Origin of the sequence: Venatoribacter cucullus, from assembly GCF_016132445.1 — a bacterium.
In the GTDB taxonomy this organism is placed as follows: Bacteria; Pseudomonadota; Gammaproteobacteria; order Pseudomonadales; family Oceanobacteraceae; genus Venatoribacter; species Venatoribacter cucullus.
The window spans coordinates 1,556,442-1,579,601 of sequence record NZ_CP046056.1; the positions used below are offsets into that span (position 1 = coordinate 1,556,442).

Here is a 23,160-nt window from a genome sequence, read left to right on the forward strand (position 1 = left end):
AAAGAGCCGGCATTATGCCAGCAGTTGCTCGATGGCACTGGCCAGCTTTTCCGGCTTGGTGGTCGGGGCAAAGCGCTTAACCACTTCACCGTTGCGGTTAATCAGGAACTTGGTGAAGTTCCACTTAATGCCTTTGCTGCCCAATAAACCCGGAGCCGCCTGCTTCAGTTCGTTGTACAGCGGTGCCGCCTGGGCGCCGTTTACCTCAATCTTGCTGAACATCGGAAAGGTAACGCCGTAGTTTTTCTGGCAGAACGCACCGATGGCGGCGCTATCACCCTTCTCTTGCTGACCGAACTGGTTGCAGGGAAAACCCAGCACCACCAGCCCACGGTCTTTGTATTGCTGATGCAGTTTTTCCAGCCCTTCGTACTGGTAGGTAAAGCCGCATTCACTGGCAGTGTTCACCACCAGCACCACCTTTCCGGCAAATTCCTGCAGATCCTGTGGCTGGCCGTTCAGTAATGGCAAGGTATGGTTGAGTACAGTCATAGCGGGGACCTTATATTTTGTAAAATTGTATTGCACACAATATAGATGGCAGAAAAAAAGGCAACCTTCAGGCTGCCTTATTCACGGATCAAACCGGTCATCCCACCGGTAATCCCTGTTCAGCCGGCATCCGGCTCCAGTGTTAAGGAACGGGAATTAATGCAGTAACGCAAACCGGTCGGGGCCGGGCCATCGGGAAAGACATGACCAAGGTGGGCCTCACAGCGTTCACAACGCACTTCGGTACGCACCATAAAATGGCTGGTATCCAGCCGCTCTTCAATCACCTCATCGTGCAGTGGCAGCGAAAAACTCGGCCAGCCACAGCCGGAATCAAATTTTGCCGCGGAAGAGAACAATGGCTCACCGCAACACACACAGCGATACGTGCCGCTGATTTTGCAATCATTGTATTCACCGCTGAAGGGCGCTTCGGTGCCGGCTTCACGGGTAATATGATAGGTTTCCGGGTCCAGCTCCTGCTGCCATTGCTGCGGGGATTTAAGGATTTTTTTCATCACGCACTACCACCTTTCTTAGTCTTTCGGCATCGCCGGCACAGGAGTATGATGCCTGTTTCATTTTTCCTTTCAACAAAGGCAGTACGACTCCATGCACGAGATCCTCAAGTCCGACAAATTGGCTAATGTGTTTTACGATTTGCGTGGACCCGTGCTGCAGGCCGCCAAGCGTATGGAAGAAGAAGGCCACCGCATTCTGAAACTGAATATCGGCAACCCCAAGCCCTTTGGCCTGGACGCACCGGAAGAAATTATTCAGGACGTTATTTACAACCTGCCCGATTCTGAAGGTTATTCTGATTCCAAGGGCCTGTTCTCGGCGCGTAAAGCCATTATGCAATACGCCCAGCAGAAGAATATTGCCAACGTCGGCATCGAAGACATCATCGTTGGCAACGGTGTCAGCGAACTGATCGTACTCAGCCTGCAGGGCTTACTGAACAACGGCGACGAAGTGCTGGTGCCAGCGCCTGACTACCCGCTGTGGACCGGTGCTGTGGCGCTGTCGGGTGGCCGTGCCGTGCATTATATCTGTGACGAAGGCGCCGGCTGGATGCCCGATCTGGATGATATGCGCGCCAAAATCACGCCCAAAACCCGCGCCATGGTGCTGATTAACCCGAACAACCCGACCGGTGCGGTATACCCGAAAGAAGTGTTGCTGCAGATGCTGGAAATTGCCCGTCAGCACAACCTGATTGTGTTCTCGGACGAAATCTACGACAAAATTCTGTTTGATGAAGTCGAACACGTTTCCACCGCGTCACTGGCGGAAGACCTGCTGATCATTACCTTCAACGGTCTGTCAAAAAATTACCGGTTAGCGGGCTTCCGTTCCGGCTGGATGATTATCAGCGGCGCCAAGCACAAAGCGCGTGATTATATTCAGGGCCTGGAATTGCTGGCCTCCATGCGTATGTGTGCCAACGTGCCGGCCATGTTCGCCATTCAGACCGCGCTGGGCGGCTATCAGAGCATTAACGACCTGGTTGCTCCCGGCGGTCGTCTGCGCCAGCAACGGGATATTGCCTACGAACTGCTGAACCAGATTCCCGGCGTCAGCTGCGTTAAACCACAGGGGGCGCTGTATTGCTTCCCGAAAATGGACGCCAAAAAATTCAATATCCATAACGACGAACGCATGGTGCTGGATCTGCTCGAACAGCAGAAAATTCTGGTCGTGCACGGCACTGCCTTTAACTGGGCCCAGCCGGATCACTTCCGCGTAGTGTTCCTGCCGCGCCCGGAAGACATGACCACCGCGCTGTCCAAAATGCGTACCTTCTTTGAACAGTACCAACAGCTGTAACCGGCATGCTGGATGTTCATATTGATGAGTTCTGGAACGACTGCGCGGCCATTCTGCTGACCGGCATACGCAGCTTTCCGCGGCCGCAGACCCTGTTTATTGAGGATATCTGCGGCCCGGACAGCGTTGATGAATTCGGCCTGCACAGTGCCCGCCATTTAGCCGCACTGGGGGCAGTACAATGGCTGCAGGACGAAGGCTTTATCCGTTTCAGCACCCTCAACCGGCAGGAATCGGTCGACGATTTTGTGTTAACCGGGAAATCCTTCCGCCGTTTACTGACCATCGCCAACCCAGACTCATTAAAACGTGGCGCAGACCAACTCCAGCAAGCCGACAGCACGCCAGTATTTCAGGTACTGGAATTCGCCCGCCTGCAGGGTAACAGTGGCTGGTGTGGCGAATTATTGCAGCACTATTTACTGCAACCCTGACCCCAGCGACGGCTTGACACTTCTGCATAAAACCAAAGCGACATAAGAAACAGATGCATTTACAATAGCGTCCAATTCACATCCGCTTTCATGTTAAGGAATATGCCATGAATCTGTTACGCGCCCCGCTGGTTGCCCTGCTGTTATTAATAACCGCCACCGCCCAAGCCGACACCCTGCATATTTATTCTTTCCGCCAGCCCTTTCTGATTGAGCCCATTCTGGCCGAATTCAGCAAACAAAGCGGTATTGAAACCCGGGTGGTCTTTGCTCAGGAAGGCCTGCTGCAACGCCTGCAGCGCGAAGGCCACCTGTCACCGGCCGACGTGGTATTAACCAGTGATTTTTTCAACCTGCTGGAACTGGCCGAACTGGGCCTGACCCAGCCCTTTAAAGCAACTCCGGCCTTAACCGGCGCGGTACCGGCGCATCTGCGTGACGAAGCCAATCAATGGCTGGCGCTGACCATCCGCGCCCGCAGTATTTATGTGGCCAAAGACCGTCAACCGGCCATCAGCACCATCCGCTATGAAGATCTGGCCAAGCCGGAATACCGTGGCCGCATCTGTACCCGCAGTGGCAAGCACCCCTACAACCTGTCACTGGTGGCCTCATTAATCGTTCACCACGGTGAAGCTTGGACCGAACAATGGCTGCGCGATGTCAAAGCCAACCTGGCGCGTAAGCCACAGGGTAACGACCGCAACCAGATTGCCGCCATTCATCAGGGTCTGTGCGATGTGGCACTGGGCAACAGCTATTACCTGGGCAAAATGCTGGATGATCCGGCCATGCGCGAAGCGGCCGAGTCGGTACGCATTCTGTTCCCCAACAGCGATGATCGCGGTACTCACGTTAATCTGAGCGGCGCTGCCATTACCCGCCACGCTCCGAATGTCGCGCAGGCGCAGCAGTTACTGGAATTCCTGACCTCCCCCACCGCCCAGTCGCTGTACGCTGAGCTGAATATGGAATACCCGGTTAACCCACAGGTTAAGCCGTCTGCACTGTTGCAAAGCTGGGGCAGTTTCAACGCCGACCCGCACCCACTGGGCAATATCGCCCGCCACCACCGTGACGCCCTGCGCTTAATGGACAAGGTACGCTTTGACCTCTGAAACCGCTTCCCGCTCATCACGCTGGCTGATGCTGGCCGCCACCCTGGCGGCTTTGCTGATGGTACTGCCGGTGGCGGCCCTGGTATTGGAATCCATACAGGGCTGGTGGCGGGGCGAGCACAGCTCGCAGGACAGTGCCCTGCTGCTGACATACGCCGGTAACACCCTGCTGCTGGTGCTGCTGACCGTGGTTATCAGCCTGTTATTGGCGGTGCCCCTGGCCTGGGGCTTTTCCCACTACGAGTTACCCGGCCGCCGCTGGCTGCAGTGGTTACCGGTGTTACCGCTGGCACTGCCAGCCTATATCAGTGCCTACATCTATACCGATCTGCTCGATTACGCCGGCCCGCTGCAAAGCCTGCTGCGCCAGCTGATCGGCTGGAACAGCCCGGCCGACTACTGGTTTCCGCACATCCGCAGCCTGGGGGGTGCCAGCTTATTACTGGCTCTGAGCCTGTATCCTTATTTGTATTTACTGCTGCGCCAGGCCTTTGATCAGCGCCCCGCCAACCTGATTCAGGCCGCCCGCTTACTGGGCGCCAACCGGCGGCGGATTTTTACCAGTCTGGAATTACCCCTGGCACGCCCGGCGCTGGCCACCGGCGCCATCCTCATTGCCATGGAAACCCTGGCCGATTACGGCACGGTAAAACTCTTTGCCGTCAGCACCCTCACCACCGCGGTCTACGACAGCTGGCTGGTGTATGGCAGCCTTGCCAGCGCCGCCCAGATTGCATCCCTGCTGTTATTAATGGTGCTGCTGTTAACCGGTGCCGAACGGCTGCAACGCCAGCGCCAGCGTTTTTACGACAGCCGCTCAGCTGCGCCGGCGCGGCGCCAGCCAGCCAGCCGGCGGGTAAAAATTCTGTTACCCGGGCTGACGTTATTGGTGTTTTTGCTGGGTTTCCTGTTACCCGTACTGATGCTGGGCAGCTGGAGCCTGAGTTACAGCAGCGACAACCTGCGCCCGCAACTCTGGCCCACCATTCATACCAGCTTTATGCTGGCGCTGGCCGCGGCCCTGTTAACCGCCTCCATGGCCATTGTGCTCAACGCCCGTCTGCGTTTTACCAACAGCGCCACAGCGCGCAGCCAGCTGGCACTGGCCTCGCTGGGCTACGCCATTCCCGGTACCGTTCTGGCGATTGGATTATTGATTCCGTTCACCCAGCTGGATTATCTGCTGAACGATCTGCTGCTGTGGCTGGGGCTTGGTCAGGTCGGCCTGCTGTTATCCGGTACCGTCGCCGCGCTGGTGGTGGCCTATGTGATCCGCTTTGCAGCACTGGCCAACGGCACCCTGCATGCCGCCTGGCAAGGCATTCCGGAATCGCTGGATCAGGCCGCCCGCACACTGGGCGATGCGCCGCCGGCTATTTTCCGCCGCGTCCACTGGCCACAGCTGCGCCCGGCCGTTCTCACCGCGCTGTTGCTGGTATTTATTGAAAGTGTGAAGGAGCTGCCGGCGTCATTGCTGTTGCGGCCCTTCGGCCTGGAAACCCTGGCCACCTATGTGTTTCAGTTTGCCTCGGATGAGCACCTGCAGCATGCCGCCATGGCCGCGCTGCTGATCTGCGCGGTAGGATTGCTGCCGTTGTTACTGCTTAACCGTCATCACCGTCTGGAGTAACCATGCCAACCCCACTGCTGCAGATACAGCAATTATCCCTCAGCTATGGCCCGATGACGGTGTTGCAGGATTTCAGTTTAACGCTGCAACGCGGCGAAATTCTGTGTCTGCTCGGCCCCAGTGGCTGCGGCAAAACCAGTGTGCTGAAAAGCATTGCCGGGCTGACGCCGGGCGCCCGGGGGGATATCCGCATCGGCACTGACACCGTGTTATCAGCGCAGTATTCCATGCCTGCCGAAGAGCGCCGGGTGGGGTTTATTTTTCAGGATTACGCCCTGTTTCCGCACCTGACCGTGGCCGAAAACGTACGTTACGGCCTGCAGGATTTAACCGCCGCCGAACAACAGCAGCGCTGCCTGGAAGTGCTGCAACTGACCGAGCTGGACACACTCGCCGGCCGTTATCCGCATGAATTATCCGGTGGTCAGCAACAACGGCTGGCCCTGGCCCGGGCACTGGCGCCCCGGCCACGGCTGCTGTTAATGGACGAGCCGTTTTCCAACATCGATGCACTGGTAAAACAACGCATGATGTCCGACCTGCGCCAGCTGCTGCGCCAGCAGGATATCAGCGTTATTTTTGTTACCCACGCCAAGGACGAAGCCTTTGCCTTTGCCGACCGTATGGCCGTCATGCTGGATGGCCGCATCGCTCAGACCGGCACAGTGTTTGATGTGCGCAACCAGCCCGCCTCGGTGGCCGTAGCGCAGATTATGGAGAGCGGCAATCTGCTGCAGGCCAGCCAGGCCGCGCGTTACCTGCACAGCCCCCAGCTGCACAGCGATCGTGACGATGCCGTGTGGTTATTGCAACCGCACTGGTTATGGGCCGAAGCCGATGATCAGGGGCCGGCAGAATTGTTAGGCACCCAACTGACCCAACATCATATCCGGCTGGAATTACGCATGCCTGAGGGAGAAATCTGGTATGTCGATCAGCATGAGCTGCCAGACTGGCAACCCGGTCAGAAACTGCGGCTGCACTACCAGCAGCCGCCCTACCTTATCCCGCTTCACTAAGCCGGGATAACGGCCGCGTTACTTAAGCCGCACATCAAAACCGGCGGAGGTCAGCAGGTTCTGCAACTCCTGGCATTTGGCCGGTACGCCCACCCGCAGGGTGGGAATATCCCGGCGTAATGGGTAATTACTGCGCAGACGGTCAAAGGTTTCCCGCAGGTTATCGCTGCGGCGGATGGCACTGCGCATCACGCCATCGTCCACCCGAATTTCATACGCGGCACGGATGGCGGTCCGCAACGCCTGGTGCAGCGGCGCCTGATCGGAAAAATTCACCCGTTTTACGCCCGGCTCCGGCAGAAACTGCGCCAGTTTGCGCCGTACCGGCAAGCCAAAAAACTCACACAGCCCCTGATACACAAACTCGGTGCCGCGCATTTTGCCATCCAGCGAATAGCCGGCAATGTGCGGCGTGGCCAGCAGACAACGCTGTAACAGATCTACGTTCAGTTCCGGTTCGTTTTCCCACACATCCAGAATGGCTTCAAAGTCACGGTGCTTCTGCATGTGCGCCAGCAAGGCGGTGTTATCCACCACGGCGCCGCGACAGCTGTTGATTAAACAGGCATCGGGCTTCATCTGCGCCAGCCGCTCGGCATTGATCAGATGATAAGTGGCATGCTCGCCCTCACGGGTTAAAGGCGTATGCAGACTGACCACATCCGCTTGCAATACTTCGTCCAGGCTCACCTGCGGGCCGGTTTCTTCTTCGCTGCGCAGCGGGTCAACGGCCAGCACCGGCACCTTCATGGCTTCCAGGCGCTGGCGCAACAGCAGACCGACATTCCCTACCCCAACAATGCCGACACTTAAATCGGTAAACTGCAGTCCACGCTCATCCACCAGCACACTCAGGGCGCTGAGAACATAATCCACCACCGCCTGGGCGTTGCAGCCCGGCGCACTTTTGAAACCGATACCGGCCTGCTGCAGATACTCCAGATCAATGTGATCGGTGCCAATGGTGGCGGTGCCGACAAACTTCACCGGCGTACCGGCCAGCAAGGCCTCATCAACCCGGGTCACCGAACGCACCAGCAGAATATCGGCGGTGGCCAGATCAGCGGCGGTCATAGTACGGCCGGGCACACGGGTGATGGTGCCGATATCGGCAAAGAATTCGTTCAGCAGGGGAATGTTTTCGTCAGCAACAATGTGCACTGGACTGCGCTCATGTAATTCGGGACGGCCATTGTGGCAATTGTCACCGGCGATGACAATTGCCACAGGCCTCCGCGTCAGACAATGGCTTCTACACGGACCGGCACGCCATTTAACGCCGCATTACCGGTCAAGCGGTCGATGTGCTGATCATCCGTCAGCGCGTTACAGTTCACACCGGCAACCCGCTGCGCTTCCTGCATGCGGATACCCTGTGCATCATGCCCCCAGCCATGCGGCAGACTCACAACCCCCGGCATCAGTTCGTCAGTAATTTCTGCCGTCACCCGGCGCCGCCCCACCCGCGACTGCACCTGCACTTCGCCCCCATCGGCAATGCCCAGCCGCTCCGCATCCACCGGATTCAGCATCAGCGTACAACGCTGCGGGCCTTTAACCAGCCGGCGACTGTTGTGCAGCCAGGAATTATTCGAGCGGATATGCCGGCGGCCAATCAGCAGCAATTCGCCGGTTGCCAGCGGTTGCTGCAATTCCTCTGTGGCCTGCTGCAATGCCTGCACAAACACATCCGGGGTCAGATTCAGGCGTTTATTGCGGGTGAACAACCGCTGCGGCATACAGGGTTGCAACTCCCCCAGATCCAGCCCCTGCGGGTTCTGCTGCAGCTGTTTCAGCGACAGCTTGTAGGGGCCGGATTTCAGTAATCGGTTCAGAATGCCCTGCGGTTTCAGCCAGCCCATCACGTTCTGAACCAAGCCATCGGTCAGACGTTGCCGTAAGCCACCGCGGCGCAGGCGTTTGGCCAACTGCAGGAAAATCTCCCAGTCGTGATAACTGCCGGACGGTTTGCGGAATAACGGCGGCGAGTATTTAGCGACGTTACGCACCGCCAGCGCATTGAAAATAATGTCGTAGTGATCGCGCTCCAGCGGGCTGGCCGGCGGCAGAATCAAATCCGCATGGCGGGTCGTCTCATTCAGATAACTGTCGATCGACACCATAAATTCCAGCGAACCGAATGCCCGCTCCAGCTGATCACTGTTGGGCGTCGACAACAGCGGATTGCCGGCCACAGTCAGCATGGCGCGGATCTGCCCGTTGCCTGGCGTCAGAATTTCTTCCGCCAGCGCCGCCACCGGCAGCTCACCGCCAAACTCGGGCAAGCCGCGCACACGGCTGCGGTAACGGTCGTAATGGCCGCGTCCGCCCTGGGCCGCCGTTACCGCCACAATATCCACCGCCGGACGGGTAAACATGGCACCGCCCGCACGATCAAAATTACCGGTGATGATGTTCAGCACCTGAATCAGCCACTGACACAGGCCACCGTACTGCTGCACCGACACGCCCATACGGCCGTAGCAAACCGCCGACTGAGCCGCCAGCCACTGCGCCGCCAGCTCCCGTACCTGCGCCGGCTGAATACCGGTGCGGGCCGCGGTACTTTCCGGAGCATAGGCCGCGCTCAGGGACGCCAGATCGGCGCTGTCGATGTAATCCGGTAACGACGGCAGCTGGGCAGACAGTTCATGGGTAAAGACATGCAGCAACGACAGCAACAACAGAACATCCTGCCCCGGGCGGATAAACCAATGCTCGCCCGCCACCGCCGCGGTTTCGCTGCGCCGGGGGTCAATCAGCAGAATCTTTCCGCCACGGGCGCTGATGGCTTTCAGGCGGTTTTTGATATCGGGCGCCGTCATCAGACTGCCGTTAGAGGCCAGCGGGTTGCCGCCCAGAATGATCAGAAAGTCGGTGCGATCGATATCCGGGATCGGAATCTGCAACTGATGCCCGAACAGGTAGTAGCTGGTCATGTGGTGCGGCAGCTGATCGACCGAGGTCGCGGAAAACTTATTGCGGGTACCCAACAAGCGCAGCAGCGGCGGCCCGAATAACAGATTGCCGTAGTTGTGTACGTTCGGGTTGCCCAGATACGTGCCGACGGCGTCACGGCCGTGAGTGTGCTGAACCCGGCGCAAACCTGCAGCTGCCTCGTTCAGAGCCTGCGTCCAGCTGATTTCCTGCCAGCCGTCGGCGGTTTTCTTCAGTGGCTTACGCAAGCGGTCGGGATCGTTGTGCAAATCCTGCAAGGCCGTCGCCTTCGGGCAGATATAGCCACGGCTGAACGGGTCCTGCTTATCACCCTTAATGGTCAGAATCTCTTCGGTCGCGGGATTCAGCTCAATCTCGATGCCACAGGTAGCCTCACACAGGCTGCAGGTACGTTTATGCGTCTGAATGGTCATGCGGTTGTCCTGGGCCGGATAAGACCGGGCTTATTGTTTTACCCGACTATACCCGTTGCTCAATGGCTCGGAACAGGCCTGTTGTGCCAAAGTTCAGGACAACAAAACTCAGAACAAACAGTATTGCCTCAAGGTTCAGCGCGCCGCATTAACCCCTCTGATGTACCTATGATGACGTCAGAAAGCCCCCTGAAAACCATGACTGCCGCCGTCCGCCTGCGCTGATAAACCGGAAAAATATCAGGCCTGATAATCATCACTCCTATGAATAACGCACATCAGGGGGACTAATGCGCCTGACGCCATAATTCCGGTATACTCCGCGTCATTATAGAGGGGTAGTTTCCTGCAGAGGCTGATCGTCTATTCAGGCAACTGCCCTTCTTTCTTAATGGTACTTAGCCACAACGAACACTATCCCTCGTTGCTGACTAACGTGCTCAAACATTGCTACTGAGGCTTTGAGAGGGTCGCTAATGAGTCTGTATTCAGAATACCTGAAAGAAATTGAGGTTCGTAAGAACGAGCTGGGGTTACACCCTAAGCCGATCGACAGCGCAGAACTGCTGTCTGAAATCATTGCCCAGATCAAAGATACCGGCAATGCAGAGCGCGAAGCCTCTCTGAACTTCTTCATCTACAACACCCTGCCAGGTACTACCCCGGCCGCTGGTGTTAAAGCCAAGTTCCTGAAAGACATCGTCACCGGTGCAGAAACCGTTGCTGAAATCTCTCCGGCCTTTGCCTTAGAACAACTGTCGCACATGAAAGGCGGCCCTTCTGTTGAAGCCCTGCTGGACATCGCGCTGTCTGACGACGCCAACAACGCCGCCGCTGGCGAAGTTCTGAAGTCTCAGGTATTCCTGTACGAAGCCGACACCAGCCGTCTGGCTGACGCTTACAAAGCAGGCAACGCCATTGCTAAAGGCATTCTGGAAAGCTACGCCAAAGCAGAGTTCTTCACCAAGCTGGCCGACATCCCAGAAAAAATTAAAGTTATCACCTACGTTGCTGCTGAAGGTGATATCTCTACCGACCTGCTGTCTCCGGGCAACCAGTCTCACTCCCGTGCTGACCGTGAACTGCACGGCCTGTGCATGATTTCTCCTGCCGCTCAGCAAGAAATCAAAAAAATGGGTGAAGACAACCCAGACGCCAAAGTGATGCTGATCGCTGAAAAAGGCACCATGGGCGTGGGTTCTTCCCGTATGTCCGGTGTGAACAACGTGGCACTGTGGGCCGGTGAAAAAACCTCCCCGTACATCCCGTTCGTTAACAACCGTCCGGTGGTTGCTGGTACCAACGGTATCGCCCCAATCTTCCTGACCACCGTAGGTGTAACCGGCGGTATCGGTCTGGACCTGAAAAACTGGGTACAGAAAAAAGACGAAAACGGCAACATCGTCCGTGACGCCAATGGCGACGCAGTACTGGAAGAAAAGTACTCTGTTAAGACCGGCACCGTTCTGACCATCGACACCAAAGCCAAGAAGCTGCTCGACAGCCAAGGCAACGTGCTGGTTGACGTAGCCTCTGCTTTCACTCCACAAAAAGTGGAATTCATGAAAGCCGGTGGTTCTTACGCCGTAACTTTCGGTAAGAAAATCCAGACCTTCGCCGCTGAAACTCTGGGCATCGAAGCTCCGGTTGTTTACGCCTCTTCTAAAGAAATCTCTCACGAAGGCCAGGGCCTGACTGCTGTTGAGAAGATCTTCAACCGTAACGCCGTAGGCGTTAAGTCCAAGACTCCTCTGCACGCCGGTTCTGACGTTCGCGTTAAAGTGAACATCGTAGGTTCTCAGGACACCACTGGTCCGATGACCTGTCAGGAACTGGAATCCATGGCCGCTGCGACCATCTCTCCAAGCGTGGATGGTGCGTTCCAGTCTGGCTGTCACACTGCCTCTGTATGGGACAACAAAGCCAAGGCCAACACGCCTAAGCTGATGGCCTTCATGAACGCATTCGGTGTAATCACTGCCCGTGACCCGAAAGGCGTTTACCACTCCATGACCGACGTAATCCACAAAGTACTGAACGACATTACTGTGGACGACCGCGCGATCATCATCGGTGGTGACTCTCACACCCGTATGTCCAAAGGTGTGGCGTTCGGTGCTGACTCCGGTACCGTTGCTATCGCCCTGGCCACTGGTGAAGCGGCTATGCCGATCCCTGAGTCTGTGAAGGTAACCTTCAAAGGCAAGATGAAGCCGCACATGGACTTCCGTGACATCGTACACGCCACTCAGGCGCAGATGCTGAAGCAGTTCAACGGCGAAAACGTATTCCAGGGCCGTGTCATCGAAGTACAGATCGGCACCCTGCTGGCTGACCAGGCCTTCACCTTCACCGACTGGACTGCAGAAATGAAAGCGAAAGCTTCTATCTGTATTTCTACCGATGACACCCTGATCAAGTCTCTGGAACTGGCCAAGTCCCGTATCCAGATCATGATCAACAAAGGCATGGACAACGAAGCCGGCATGCTGAAAGGCCTGATCGCCCTGGCTGACAAGCGTATTGCTGGTATCCAGTCTGGTGAAGAACCAGCCCTGGCTCCGGACGACAACGCCAAGTACTACGCCGAAGTTGTGGTAGACCTGGACGTCATCGACGAACCGATGATTGCCGACCCGGACGTAAACAACGAAGACGTATCCAAGCGTTACACCCACGACGTGATCCGTCCGGCTTCTTACTACAATGGCCGTAAAGTGGATCTGGGCTTCGTTGGTTCTTGTATGGTTCACAAAGGCGACATGCAGATCATCGCTGCCATGCTGCGTAACCTGGAAAAGAACGGTCCTATCACCTTCAAAGCGCCGCTGGTTGTTGCACCACCGACGTACAACATCGTTGACGAGCTGAAAGCCGAAGGCGATTGGGACGTTCTGGCGAAATACGCTGGCTTCATCTTCGATGACAACAATCCGAAAGAGAAAGCCCGCACCAAGTACGAAAACCAACTGTACCTGGAGCGTCCTGGCTGTAACTTGTGCATGGGTAACCAGGAAAAAGCCGAAGCCGGTGACACCGTTCTGGCCACCTCTACCCGTCTGTTCCAGGGCCGTGTAGTAGAAGACAGCGCCGAGAAGAAAGGTGAGTCTCTGCTGGGTTCTACCCCAATGGTTGTTCTGTCTACTATTCTGGGTCGTTTCCCGACTCTGGAAGAGTACAAAGCAGCCGTTGACGGTATCAACCTGACTTCTTTCGCTCCGCCGTCTGCAGACCTGGCTCGTCCGTCTATCCCTCTGAAAGCTATTTAATGACGTACAGGATGTACTAATGCCGCGAAGGACAAGGATGTCCAAGAGCGGCGGCTTTTGAGGCGATTAGCCCACTGCCCTGACCTTCGAGTTCAGGCAGCGGGCTGAGCTCAGAACGAATGATTGGGTTTTGAGGTTCTGCAAAGAACGTGTTCAGACGCACAAAAGATCAATGACGAAGAGCGGATTTAGGCAGGTTTTAAACCGGCTTATGCAGCTCACTGAACGGATCGGCTTCTACTGAAAACAAAACGCGATCGAATAAAAAAACCGGCACTCGCAAGAGGGCCGGTTTTTTTAGATCAGCTGTTAGAAGAGCCACTACCTGCTCATCCAGCAAAGAATCCTGAGCCGCAAACATGAATTATTTGTTATGCAATACTTTGAATATAGTTAAGAAAGCATTCTTCCCAAGATTTCATTCGTATTGTTTTTGGGTGCGGAGCACGAATAGTTACCGTTGGTAGTCGAGAGTGAATCAACCTTGCAAAGTGCTTTTCTGGTAAACCGTCTACATCCTCAAAAACTAGCCCCTCATACATTTTACTAAGCCGACTATCATACTTATGATTAGTAAAGAGAATACATACATCGGGATTTAGTATATCGATCTCATCTCTGAGAATATCATCAAACTCGGCAACTTGATTGAGAACTTCTCCAACAGGAGCACCAACATTTTGATCAAAACGATTTAGGTTTGACCAAGCAATTGAGTATGGCGTAACACCAAGCGCGACTTCCACTTTTCGAATGATGTTCCAGAATGGTGTACTTTTATACTCAGAACCGAAGTTAAAGTCTTCATAGGTATTAAACTGATCAGTGATAGATAACGACTGCTCCCATCCATAAGTTTCTTGCCCTACAACCATTAATTTAAGGGGCTCTTGGGTATAGCCACCAACTTTTACCAGTAATGGGCCGTGTAAATTCTCGCCGGAAAACTTTTCAACAAACTTTGTTAGCTTAGGAAGGTAAGAAGAGTATAGATCTTCTAACTTTTTGTTTATGCTCATAACATTCCTTTTTTGCATAACGCTCACGTAATAGGCGCGAGCTTGTGATGGTTATATTATCCCAACAAAACGGACACGTTCATTTTCATGCCATTGTCCACTTGTACCTATTATAGAACAGCATCCTCTCTCGAATTCAACCGTTTCCAGCTTCAGTAATCGTTGACACATCTCCCCAGAGCATACTTCAAATCTTCTGCAGAATGAAATATCGCATTGCGAATCAGGTTAACTTTTATTGAACGAAAGAATGATGCCACATGTGCATTGTCAGTACATACACCCACCCCAATGATACACTGATTTCAAAGCTCTTTCTGATGCTCACTTCCCCTATATCCGACACCGCGCCTGCATTCAACACAAGACCTTCGGTAGCGCCACACTTACGTATCGCATTCATCAATGTTCTGCGAGTTACTTCTCGTTCATTTGATATCAAGGCTCAACCCAATGAGGGTTAGCACTCCAAACACATTCTTTTGTTTGATAACCATCTATTTTTCAAGGGGATTTTCTATCATAACAATCCGACTTGCCCTCTAATTATTCTTTAAAAAATGAGAAGTCAACGTCACTAACAGCCGAACCAGGCTTCTCTTAAGAATGCAATGCCAAATGCAACTTTAGCCAAGTGTCGTGCTCTTGGTCATCAAAAAAGAAGCAAGTATTGGGAATTATATCCACCTCAAAACCTTGAACTATGGAAACGTAAAGATCTATTTCATCAAGAGGTATTTCTTTCCCCATTATCGTTAAGATTACGCCTTTCACATAAAGCCCATGGCTCTTATAAGTATTGATAGTATTTTGCAATACCCCCCATAAATTGAAAGCCAATTCTTTATGACCACCTTGTATCGTCACCACCCTAAACTGACTACCATTACTCAGCCATGACTTAATATCTTGATCATCAATACAGACATACGAAAAACCACAACCAATATGCATATACGCATCAATCACCGATCTAGTGCTTTCGCTATCTCTTTGTGGTGATATTTCAATAAACCAGCATCCATCTGATTCTGATTGATATGATGTGGTATGCTCGCAATAACCATGAGGCCATATCTGTACAGCATCTTCTATGAGTTGCGCCACTGCTGAATCAGGTGAATAAAACCTTTTAATCAATTTACCATCATTCATTAAAATACTTTCCTTAATAAGATTTCCAATTAATGACAAGCAACAAAACCAACCAATTCTTGCACACCTCTACTTGTCACTATTACCAATCAAGCCTCATCATTATCAGAATTCAATACTTGATCAATTACACTACTCCTAAAAACACCAACCCGGAAACAGTACTCTCAAATCTGAAATTGTAATATCCACGCCACTCCCAATAGAGTAGTGAAAATTAATAGTATTCAAAACACCCATCAGCTCAAAGTAATTGTCATTAGTATTGTAATATATACAATTCAATGTCAACTCGTTCAACATCAATGATTGTTCTTTTGCATAGCCAACAATAAATTTCTTTTTTATATCACCGACTGGACCCATCAAGTGAACAAGCACACCCGAACACAACCTCGAAATTAGATGCTCATTAATAGCAGCAGTATCACATTGCTCAAGTGGATTGCTGCTCGATGTCACAATAATACTTATATTTAACCTTTTAGCTCTCTTTACGAACTGAAGGAATTCTTCTTGAGAACGGCTTTTATAAAAATAATACTGAATATCTTCTATTATCACATACTTGGCAGCATCAAATTCCACTTTGAATTCGCTCATACGATTACGTTTAAGGGCTGCCACCATCCTCCTAATCCATTCTTCTGCATCGATATGCACGATTTCATTTTCTAACACTCCTGATTCGAGCAACGCAACTTTAGTTAGTTCTATTAGATGTGTTTTACCAACCCCACAGGGACCATAGATACAAAGAACATTATCTTCAGATAATGCATTGATTAACTTTTCAATAGCCTGAACTGCATGTGGATTACCGATTGCTACGGTTGATAGATTTCCTATCGGCAGCCTAATTTTTTTCATGGGATACCTTATTGCCAGAGAGAAACGCTTACTGGTTGCAACACCTCATACCAGCATTCATACACATGGGGGTTAAACTTCTGGATCAGGCGCAACTTTTTTATCGCGAGTATGGCCCTGTAACCCTCCCCTACGGCGGTGATGATCTGCCTACGCCCGAGAAGCGCAGGATTGTATACAATCCGACTAAAGCGGCAGTCATAAACCTTGATTTACCCCCTCCTGCCGTTAAAATTGCCGACAATTCATACGCTTCGGCACATCCTTTTTCACCAGGAATCCAGCATGACATCAGCCACCCATTTCGACCCATCCAGCTCAATCAAGACTCTGCCAGGCACGTCTCATCGTTTTCACAGCCTGCCAGACACCGCAAAGCGCTTAGGCATTAATCTGGATGAACTGCCGTTTTCCCTGCGCCCTATCCTTGAAGGCATCGCGCGTAATGTCGGCAAAAACGGCATCACGGTTGAGCAGCTGCAGGCGCTGGGTAACTGGCCTGAGCATCAGGGTAAAGAGCCGGTAGAGATTCCGTTCACTGCCGGTCGGGTGATCATGCACGATCTGAGTGGTACACCCGCCATCGTCGATTTTGCTGCGATGCGTTCAGCGGTACAGCGCATGGGCCTGAACCCGGCCATTATTGAGCCGCTGGTGCGTGCGGATCTGGTGATCGACCATACGGTCACCATGGACAACACCGGCAGCCCGGCGTCGCTACGCATTAACAGCGAGCTGGAAGCGGCACGCAACAAAGAGCGTTATGCCTTCCTGAAATGGGGTGCGCAGGCGTTTAACACCATCCGCATTATTCCGCCGCAAACCGGCATCGTGCATCAGGTGAACCTGGAATATCTGGCGCAAGGTTATTTAGAACAAGACGACCTTATGATTCCGGATACCCTGATCGGTATGGACAGCCACACGCCCATGGCCAACGCGCTGGGTATTGTTGGCTGGGGCGTGGGCGGTATTGAGGCTGGTGCGTCTATGCTGGGCCAGCCGATGGAAATGCTGGCACCTGAGGTAATTGGTGTGGAGCTGACCGGCGCCCTGCGCGAAGGCGTGACCGCCACCGATCTGGTATTAACCATCACCGAAATGCTGCGCAAATACCCGGGCGGTGTGGTCGGTAAATTCGTGGAATACGTCGGCGAAGGCAGCGCGAATCTGTCGCTGCCAGACCGTGCGACTATCGCCAATATGTCGCCGGAATACGGCGCGACCATGGGCTTCTTCCCGTTTGATGAAATTGCCGCCGATTATATGAAAGCCACCGGCCGCGATGGCGACCTGCCACTGGCGTATTACCAGGCGCAGAACATGGCGTGGAAAGCCGGCCAGAAACTACCGCGCTACACCGACCTGCTGCACCTCGATTTATCGACCGTTGAACCATCCGTTGCCGGGCCGAAACGACCACAAGACCGTCTGCCGCTGGGCGATATCGGCAAGGTATTCCAGAAGGCTGCTACCGCAGGCTCTCGCGTGCCTGAAGTAGCCACCGTCACGCCGGTTAAGGCCGACGAAGCCGGTATCTTCCAGTCACTGCCTGAGCGCACCTTAAAAGACGGCGACATCGTAATTGCTGCGATTACCGCCTGCACCAACACCTCGAATCCGGGCCTGTTAATTGCCGCTGGTTTGCTGGCGAAAAAAGCCAACCAACTGGGCATGAAAGTGCCGGACGGCGTTAAGACCTCAATGGCTCCCGGCTCACCGGTAGCGACCGACTTCTTAACCAAAGCCGGCTTGCAGCAGCATCTGGATGCGCTGGGCTTTAATACCGCAGGCTACGGCTGTACCACCTGCGTTGGTAACTCTGGCCCACTGGCGCCGAGCATTGAAGCGGCGTTGCGCGACCACGACATTATTGTGTCGTCCGTGCTGTCGGGTAACCGTAACTTCGAAGGCCGTGTTCACCCGGATGTTGATACCAACTTCCTGATGTCGCCGCCGCTGGTTGTTGCGATGGCCATTGCCGGCAACGTGAATATCGACGTCACCAAAGAGCCACTGGGCAAAAACGCTCAGGGCAATGATGTGTTCCTGAAAGACATCTGGCCAAGCAACGCGGAAATTACCCAAACCATGCACGAGTGCATGGACCCGAAAGCCTTCCGCGCAACCTACGAAAACTCACTCGCTGGCCCGGAAACCTGGCAGAAGCTGGAATCACCGACTGGCCCTGTGTATCAGTGGGACGAGGAATCCAGCTACATTCAGGAAATCTCGTTCTTTGACGGTTTCTCACTGGAAACACCAAAGGATTCCCTCAACAACATCAGCAACGCACGCATGCTGGTGATGTGCGATGACAACACCACCACCGACCACATTTCGCCGGTAAGCCGTATCCGTCCGGATTCCGCACCGGGCCAGTACCTGATGTCGATCGGTGTCGATGCCAACGACCTGACCTCGCTGGGTGCGCGTCGTGGTAACCACCATGTGATGCTGCGCAGTATTTTCGGCAACGTAAAAGCCCGCAACCTGATGCTGCCGGGCACCACTGGTGCGGTGACGAATTACTACAACGCCAATGGCGACGCGGAAAAAATGTCGATTTACGATGCGGCATCACGCTACCAGCAGGAAGGCACGCCAACCGTGGTATTCGGCGGCAAGTTGTATGGCACTGGCTCATCACGGGACTGGGCGGCAAAAGGACCGGCGCTGCTGGGTGTGAAAGCCATCATCGCTGAAAGCTTTGAGCGTATTCACAAGTCCAACCTGGTGGGCATGGGCGTATTGCCTCTGCAACTGCCGGAAGGCGTGACGCTGGGTTCTCTGAACTTAGATGGCTCTGAAACCTTTGACCTGGCGGGTATTGATCGCCTTGCGCCACGCGGCTCAGTGACGCTGACGATTAAGCGCAAAGACGGATCATCGGAACAGCACAAGCTGCTGTCGCGGGTGGATACGTCATCGGAGCTTGAGCAGATCCGCCACAAAGGCATTCTGCCAATGGTATTGCGCGATATTATCGCGGCCAACCGTTAAGAAAGGCGCACCTGATAAAAAGACAAGGGCGACTGGAAATTATGCAGAAGCGGCGTATGTTTACCCCTGTGATGCAGTATCGCCGCGATCCACAGATTGTCGACCTTTGTCTCTGAGTATTGCTCTCAGCACTGGTGTTAGAATTTTGGGGCGAAGCTATAATTCGGCCCGACAAATGAACGGACCGTGAAGAGTCTACTTGTTAACGATGAGGAAACCGCTGTGTTAGAAGCCTACCGTGCTCATGTTGCCGAACGTGCTGCTCTGGGTATTCCGCCCAAGCCGCTGAACGCAGAACAAACTGCCGCTCTGGTCGATCTGCTGAAAAACCCACCGGCTGGCGAAGAAGCCACTCTGGTTGACCTGCTGGAAAACCGTATTCCGCCGGGCGTGGACGAAGCCGCTTATGTTAAAGCCAGCTTCCTGACCGCCATCGTTAAAGGCGAAGCCTCCTCTCCCCTGGTCAGCAAGCAGAAAGCGGTACAACTGCTGGGCATGATGCAGGGTGGTTACAACATCACCACGCTGATTGAGCTGCTGGACAATGCCGACCTGGCCGCTCTGGCGGCTGAAGAGCTGAAGCACACACTGCTGATGTTCGACAACTTCAACGACGTAAAAGACAAAGCCGCTGCCGGCAACGCGCACGCCAAAGCGGTGATGGAATCCTGGGCCAACGCTGAGTGGTTCACCAAGCGCAACAAGGTTGCCGACTCCATCAAAATGACCGTGTTCAAGGTCACCGGCGAAACCAACACCGACGACCTGTCTCCGGCTCCGGATGCCTGGTCACGTCCGGACATCCCGCTGCACGCCCGCGCTGCATACAAAATGACCCGCGATGGTCTGACGCCCGAAGAGCACGGCGTGACCGGCCCGATGAAGCAGATTGAAGCGATCAAAGCCAAAGGCCTGCCGGTTGCCTTCGTGGGTGACGTCGTCGGCACCGGTTCTTCCCGTAAATCCGCTACCAACTCCGTGCTGTGGTTCTTCGGTGATGACATCCCGGGCGTACCGAACAAGCGCGGCGGTGGTGTGTGTATCGGTTCCAAAGTCGCCCCGATCTTCTTCAATACCATGGAAGACGCCGGCGCTCTGGTATTCGAAGCACCGGTCGACAAGATGAACATGGGCGACGTGATCGAAATCCGTCCTTATGAAGGCAAAATCCTCAACGAAGCCGGTGAGGTGATCTCCGAGTTCGCGTTCAAATCCGACGTGATTCTGGACGAAGTACAGGCCGGTGGCCGTATTCCGCTGATCATCGGTCGTGGTCTGACCAACAAAGCCCGTGAAGCGCTGGGTCTGGGTCACTCCACCGCGTTCCGTCTGCCACAAGATCCGGAAGCCGGCACCAAAGGCTTCACCCTGGCGCAGAAAATGGTGGGTAAGGCCTGTGGCCTGCCGGAAGGCAAAGGCGTTCGTCCGGGCACTTACTGCGAACCGAAAATGACCACCGTTGGTTCTCAGGACACCACCGGTCCGATGACCCGTGATGAGCTGAAAGACCTGGCCTGTCTGGGCTTCTCGGCCGATCTGGTGATGCAGTCGTTCTGTCACACCGCTGCGTATCCGAAGCCGGTTGACGTCGAAATGCAACACACCCTGCCCGACTTCATCCGTACCCGTGGTGGTGTTGCGCTGCGTCCGGGCGACGGCATCATCCACTCCTGGCTGAACCGTATGCTGCTGCCGGATACTGTGGGTACCGGTGGTGACTCGCACACCCGTTTCCCGCTGGGTATCTCTTTCCCGGCCGGTTCTGGTCTGGTGGCCTTCGCGGCCGCGACCGGTGTTATGCCGCTGGATATGCCGGAGTCTGTTCTGGTTCGTTTTAAAGGCAAAATGCAGCCGGGTATCACATTGCGCGATCTGGTTCACGCCATTCCGCTGTACGGTATCAAGCAAGGCATTCTGACCGTTGAGAAGAAAGGCAAGGTCAACGAATTCTCGGGTCGTATCCTGGAAATTGAAGGCCTGGAAAACCTGACCGTCGAACAGGCATTCGAACTGTCTGATGCCTCTGCCGAGCGTTCTGCCGCCGGTTGTACCATCAACCTGTCAGAAGAATCCGTTGCCGAGTACCTGCGCTCCAACATCGTCATGCTGCGCTGGATGATCGCAGAAGGCTACGGCGATGCCCGTACTCTGGAGCGTCGTGCCAAAGCGATGGAAGCCTGGCTGGCGAACCCGAAACTGATGCGTGCCGACAAAGACGCTGAATACGCTCATGTGATCGAAATCGACCTGGCTGACATCAAAGAGCCGATCGTGTGCTGCCCGAACGACCCGGACGATGCCAAGTTCCTGTCTGAAGTAGCAGGCGACAAGGTTGACGAAGTGTTCATCGGTTCCTGCATGACCAACATCGGTCACTTCCGCGCTGCGGGTAAACTGCTGGCCCAGAACAAAGGCGCCCTGAAGACCCGTTTCTGGATGTCGCCGCCGACCAAGATGGACGAAGCCCAGCTGATGGAAGAAGGCTACTTCAACATCTACGGCACTGCCGGTGTGCGCACCGAAATGCCGGGCTGTTCACTGTGCATGGGTAACCAGGCGCGTGTGGCTCCGAACACCACCGTACTGTCTACTTCTACCCGTAACTTCCCGAACCGTCTGGGCGATGGTGCCAACGTGTACCTGACCTCGGCGGAACTGGCAGCAGTGGGTGCGATTCTGGGTAAACTGCCGACCACGGCAGAATACATGGAATACGCCAACAAACTGGACAGCATGTCTGCCGATATCTACAAGTACCTGAACTTCGACAAGATGGATCAGTACACTAAGAAAGCCGCGACTGCGGTGATCGCGACAGACAAGTAATTAACCGGACGGTGAATTGCTGAAAAACCCGGCTCCGGCCGGGTTTTTTATGTCTGCAACCTCTCCCCGCCTTCGATCCGGTTACCAAAAAACACAGAAATACCGAAACCAAATCAGCCGATAAATTGCCCGATTCCGGGCTTTTTACTACCATATCGCCGGTTTAACGCTTGCAGGAATCCCTTATGCAAACCTCTGCGGTCCGGCAAGGCTCTGTGCTGCTGGGCATGGTCAGCGCCTTAGCACTGCTGCTGAATACCCTGTTTCTGGGGGTGTTTTTATTCTTCTTTATCTTTCTGCGGATTATTCTGCCGGCGCGTCTGGCCCAGATTCTGGCCAATCCGGTTATTACCGCCATCGCCAGCCTCTGGGTTGCCTGCATTCTGTGGTGGATGAACCATGTTTATAAAGTGCAGTGGGATATTCAGGGCTTACAGCGTACCGGTAAACAGGAGTGGTTTTTAATCAACGCCAACCACCAGAGTTGGGTGGATATTTTTGTGCTGTACCAGATTTATCTGGGCAAAGTGCCGCTGCTGAAATTCTTTATTAAAAAAGAACTGGGCTATATTCCCATTGTGGGTCAGGCCTGGTGGGCGCTCGATTTTCCCTTTATGCGTCGCCACTCTAAGGCCTACCTGGCCAAACACCCGGAGCAAGCGGGCAAAGACCTGGAAGAAACCCGTAAAGCCTGCGAAAAATTCTCGCAAACGCCCACCAGCGTGATGAATTTTCTGGAAGGCACCCGCTTTACCGAATACAAACACCGCGACCAGCAATCGCCGTTTAAATACCTGCTGAAACCCAAGGCCGGCGGTCTGGCCTTTGCCATTCAGGCGCTGGGCGATAAATTCAGCGCCTTAACCAACGTGACCATTTATTACCCGGACGGTATCCCCACGTTCTGGGGCATGATGTGCGGAGCCTTTAAGCGCTGTGTGGTGCGCATCGACGAACACCCCATTCCGCCCCATTTCAGCCAGGGCGATTACGAAACCGACGGCGAACTGCGGCTGGAAATCCAGCAATGGGTCACACGCCTGTGGCAGGAAAAAGACGAATTATTAACGCAATTAAACAGCGACCAATAATTGATTGTTTTAGGCATAAAAAACGGGAGCCGA

General features: G+C 54.2%; 16 protein-coding genes. 9 read left to right on the plus strand and 7 right to left on the minus strand.

The window, feature by feature from the left end:
* Positions 1 to 12: 12 nt before the first annotated feature.
* Together GJQ55_RS07385 and msrB are read right to left on the minus strand one after the other, a co-directional pair.
* A complete protein-coding gene (locus tag GJQ55_RS07385; RefSeq protein WP_228344338.1) occupies positions 13 to 492 on the minus strand; it encodes a glutathione peroxidase in 480 nt (159 codons plus the stop codon).
* 119 nt (positions 493 to 611) lie between these two features.
* A complete protein-coding gene (gene msrB / locus GJQ55_RS07390) occupies positions 612 to 1,010 on the minus strand; it encodes a peptide-methionine (R)-S-oxide reductase MsrB (RefSeq protein WP_228344339.1) in 399 nt (132 codons plus the stop codon).
* 94 nt (positions 1,011 to 1,104) lie between these two features.
* Here msrB and GJQ55_RS07395 point away from each other — a divergent pair, with 94 nt between their 5' ends.
* The 5 genes from GJQ55_RS07395 to GJQ55_RS07415 all read left to right on the plus strand — a co-directional run bounded on the left by GJQ55_RS07395 (position 1,105) and on the right by GJQ55_RS07415 (position 6,523).
* The gene (locus tag GJQ55_RS07395; protein ID WP_228344340.1) at positions 1,105 to 2,322 is read left to right on the plus strand and encodes a pyridoxal phosphate-dependent aminotransferase; all 1,218 of its coding nucleotides are present in this window, start codon (positions 1,105 to 1,107) and stop codon (positions 2,320 to 2,322) included.
* Between the two features lie 5 nt (positions 2,323 to 2,327).
* The gene (locus tag GJQ55_RS07400) at positions 2,328 to 2,756 is read left to right on the plus strand and encodes a hypothetical protein (RefSeq protein WP_228344341.1); all 429 of its coding nucleotides are present in this window, start codon (positions 2,328 to 2,330) and stop codon (positions 2,754 to 2,756) included.
* Between the two features lie 107 nt (positions 2,757 to 2,863).
* Positions 2,864 to 3,874, plus strand: a complete 1,011-nt coding sequence (locus GJQ55_RS07405; RefSeq protein ID WP_228344342.1) for an extracellular solute-binding protein — start codon at positions 2,864 to 2,866, stop codon at positions 3,872 to 3,874.
* Positions 3,864 to 5,504, plus strand: coding sequence for an ABC transporter permease (locus tag GJQ55_RS07410; protein WP_228344343.1), 1,641 nt, complete (start codon positions 3,864 to 3,866; stop codon positions 5,502 to 5,504). The genes GJQ55_RS07405 and GJQ55_RS07410 overlap by 11 nt, the downstream gene beginning before the upstream one ends.
* 2 nt (positions 5,505 to 5,506) lie before the next feature.
* Positions 5,507 to 6,523 carry an ABC transporter ATP-binding protein gene (locus GJQ55_RS07415; protein ID WP_228344344.1) on the plus strand — a complete coding sequence of 339 codons (1,017 nt, stop codon included), beginning with the start codon at positions 5,507 to 5,509 and terminating at the stop codon, positions 6,521 to 6,523.
* An 18-nt stretch (positions 6,524 to 6,541) separates the two neighbouring features.
* Here the strand turns inward: GJQ55_RS07415 and pdxB are convergent, their stop codons facing one another.
* Together pdxB and GJQ55_RS07425 are read right to left on the minus strand one after the other, a co-directional pair.
* A complete protein-coding gene (pdxB, locus tag GJQ55_RS07420; protein WP_228344345.1) occupies positions 6,542 to 7,750 on the minus strand; it encodes a 4-phosphoerythronate dehydrogenase PdxB in 1,209 nt (402 codons plus the stop codon).
* Positions 7,751 to 7,761: 11 nt separating this feature from the next.
* On the minus strand, positions 7,762 to 9,894 hold the full coding sequence (locus tag GJQ55_RS07425; protein ID WP_228344346.1) for a molybdopterin oxidoreductase family protein: 2,133 nt from the start codon (positions 9,892 to 9,894) through the stop codon (positions 7,762 to 7,764).
* A 476-nt stretch (positions 9,895 to 10,370) separates the two neighbouring features.
* Between GJQ55_RS07425 and GJQ55_RS07430 the strand changes: the two genes are divergently transcribed.
* Complete coding sequence (locus GJQ55_RS07430; RefSeq protein ID WP_228344347.1) at positions 10,371 to 13,163, plus strand: bifunctional aconitate hydratase 2/2-methylisocitrate dehydratase; 2,793 nt, start codon at positions 10,371 to 10,373, stop codon at positions 13,161 to 13,163.
* 371 nt (positions 13,164 to 13,534) lie between these two features.
* On the opposite strand, the gene GJQ55_RS07435 is transcribed toward GJQ55_RS07430, so the two are convergent.
* The 3 genes from GJQ55_RS07435 to GJQ55_RS07445 form a co-directional block, all read right to left on the minus strand.
* On the minus strand, positions 13,535 to 14,182 hold the full coding sequence (locus GJQ55_RS07435; protein ID WP_228344348.1) for a hypothetical protein: 648 nt from the start codon (positions 14,180 to 14,182) through the stop codon (positions 13,535 to 13,537).
* 600 nt (positions 14,183 to 14,782) lie between these two features.
* The gene (locus GJQ55_RS07440; protein WP_228344349.1) at positions 14,783 to 15,337 is read right to left on the minus strand and encodes a hypothetical protein; all 555 of its coding nucleotides are present in this window, start codon (positions 15,335 to 15,337) and stop codon (positions 14,783 to 14,785) included.
* 138 nt (positions 15,338 to 15,475) lie between these two features.
* Complete coding sequence (locus tag GJQ55_RS07445; protein WP_228344350.1) at positions 15,476 to 16,207, minus strand: DnaA ATPase domain-containing protein; 732 nt, start codon at positions 16,205 to 16,207, stop codon at positions 15,476 to 15,478.
* A 285-nt stretch (positions 16,208 to 16,492) separates the two neighbouring features.
* Between GJQ55_RS07445 and acnA the strand changes: the two genes are divergently transcribed.
* The 3 genes from acnA to GJQ55_RS07460 all read left to right on the plus strand — a co-directional run bounded on the left by acnA (position 16,493) and on the right by GJQ55_RS07460 (position 23,127).
* Positions 16,493 to 19,210 (plus strand): aconitate hydratase AcnA, encoded by a 2,718-nt coding sequence (acnA, locus tag GJQ55_RS07450; RefSeq protein ID WP_228344351.1) that lies wholly within the window; start codon positions 16,493 to 16,495, stop codon positions 19,208 to 19,210.
* Between the two features lie 222 nt (positions 19,211 to 19,432).
* Positions 19,433 to 22,036, plus strand: a complete 2,604-nt coding sequence (gene acnB, locus GJQ55_RS07455; RefSeq protein WP_228344352.1) for a bifunctional aconitate hydratase 2/2-methylisocitrate dehydratase — start codon at positions 19,433 to 19,435, stop codon at positions 22,034 to 22,036.
* A 185-nt stretch (positions 22,037 to 22,221) separates the two neighbouring features.
* Positions 22,222 to 23,127 carry an acyltransferase gene (locus GJQ55_RS07460; protein ID WP_228344353.1) on the plus strand — a complete coding sequence of 302 codons (906 nt, stop codon included), beginning with the start codon at positions 22,222 to 22,224 and terminating at the stop codon, positions 23,125 to 23,127.
* Positions 23,128 to 23,160 lie beyond the last annotated feature (33 nt).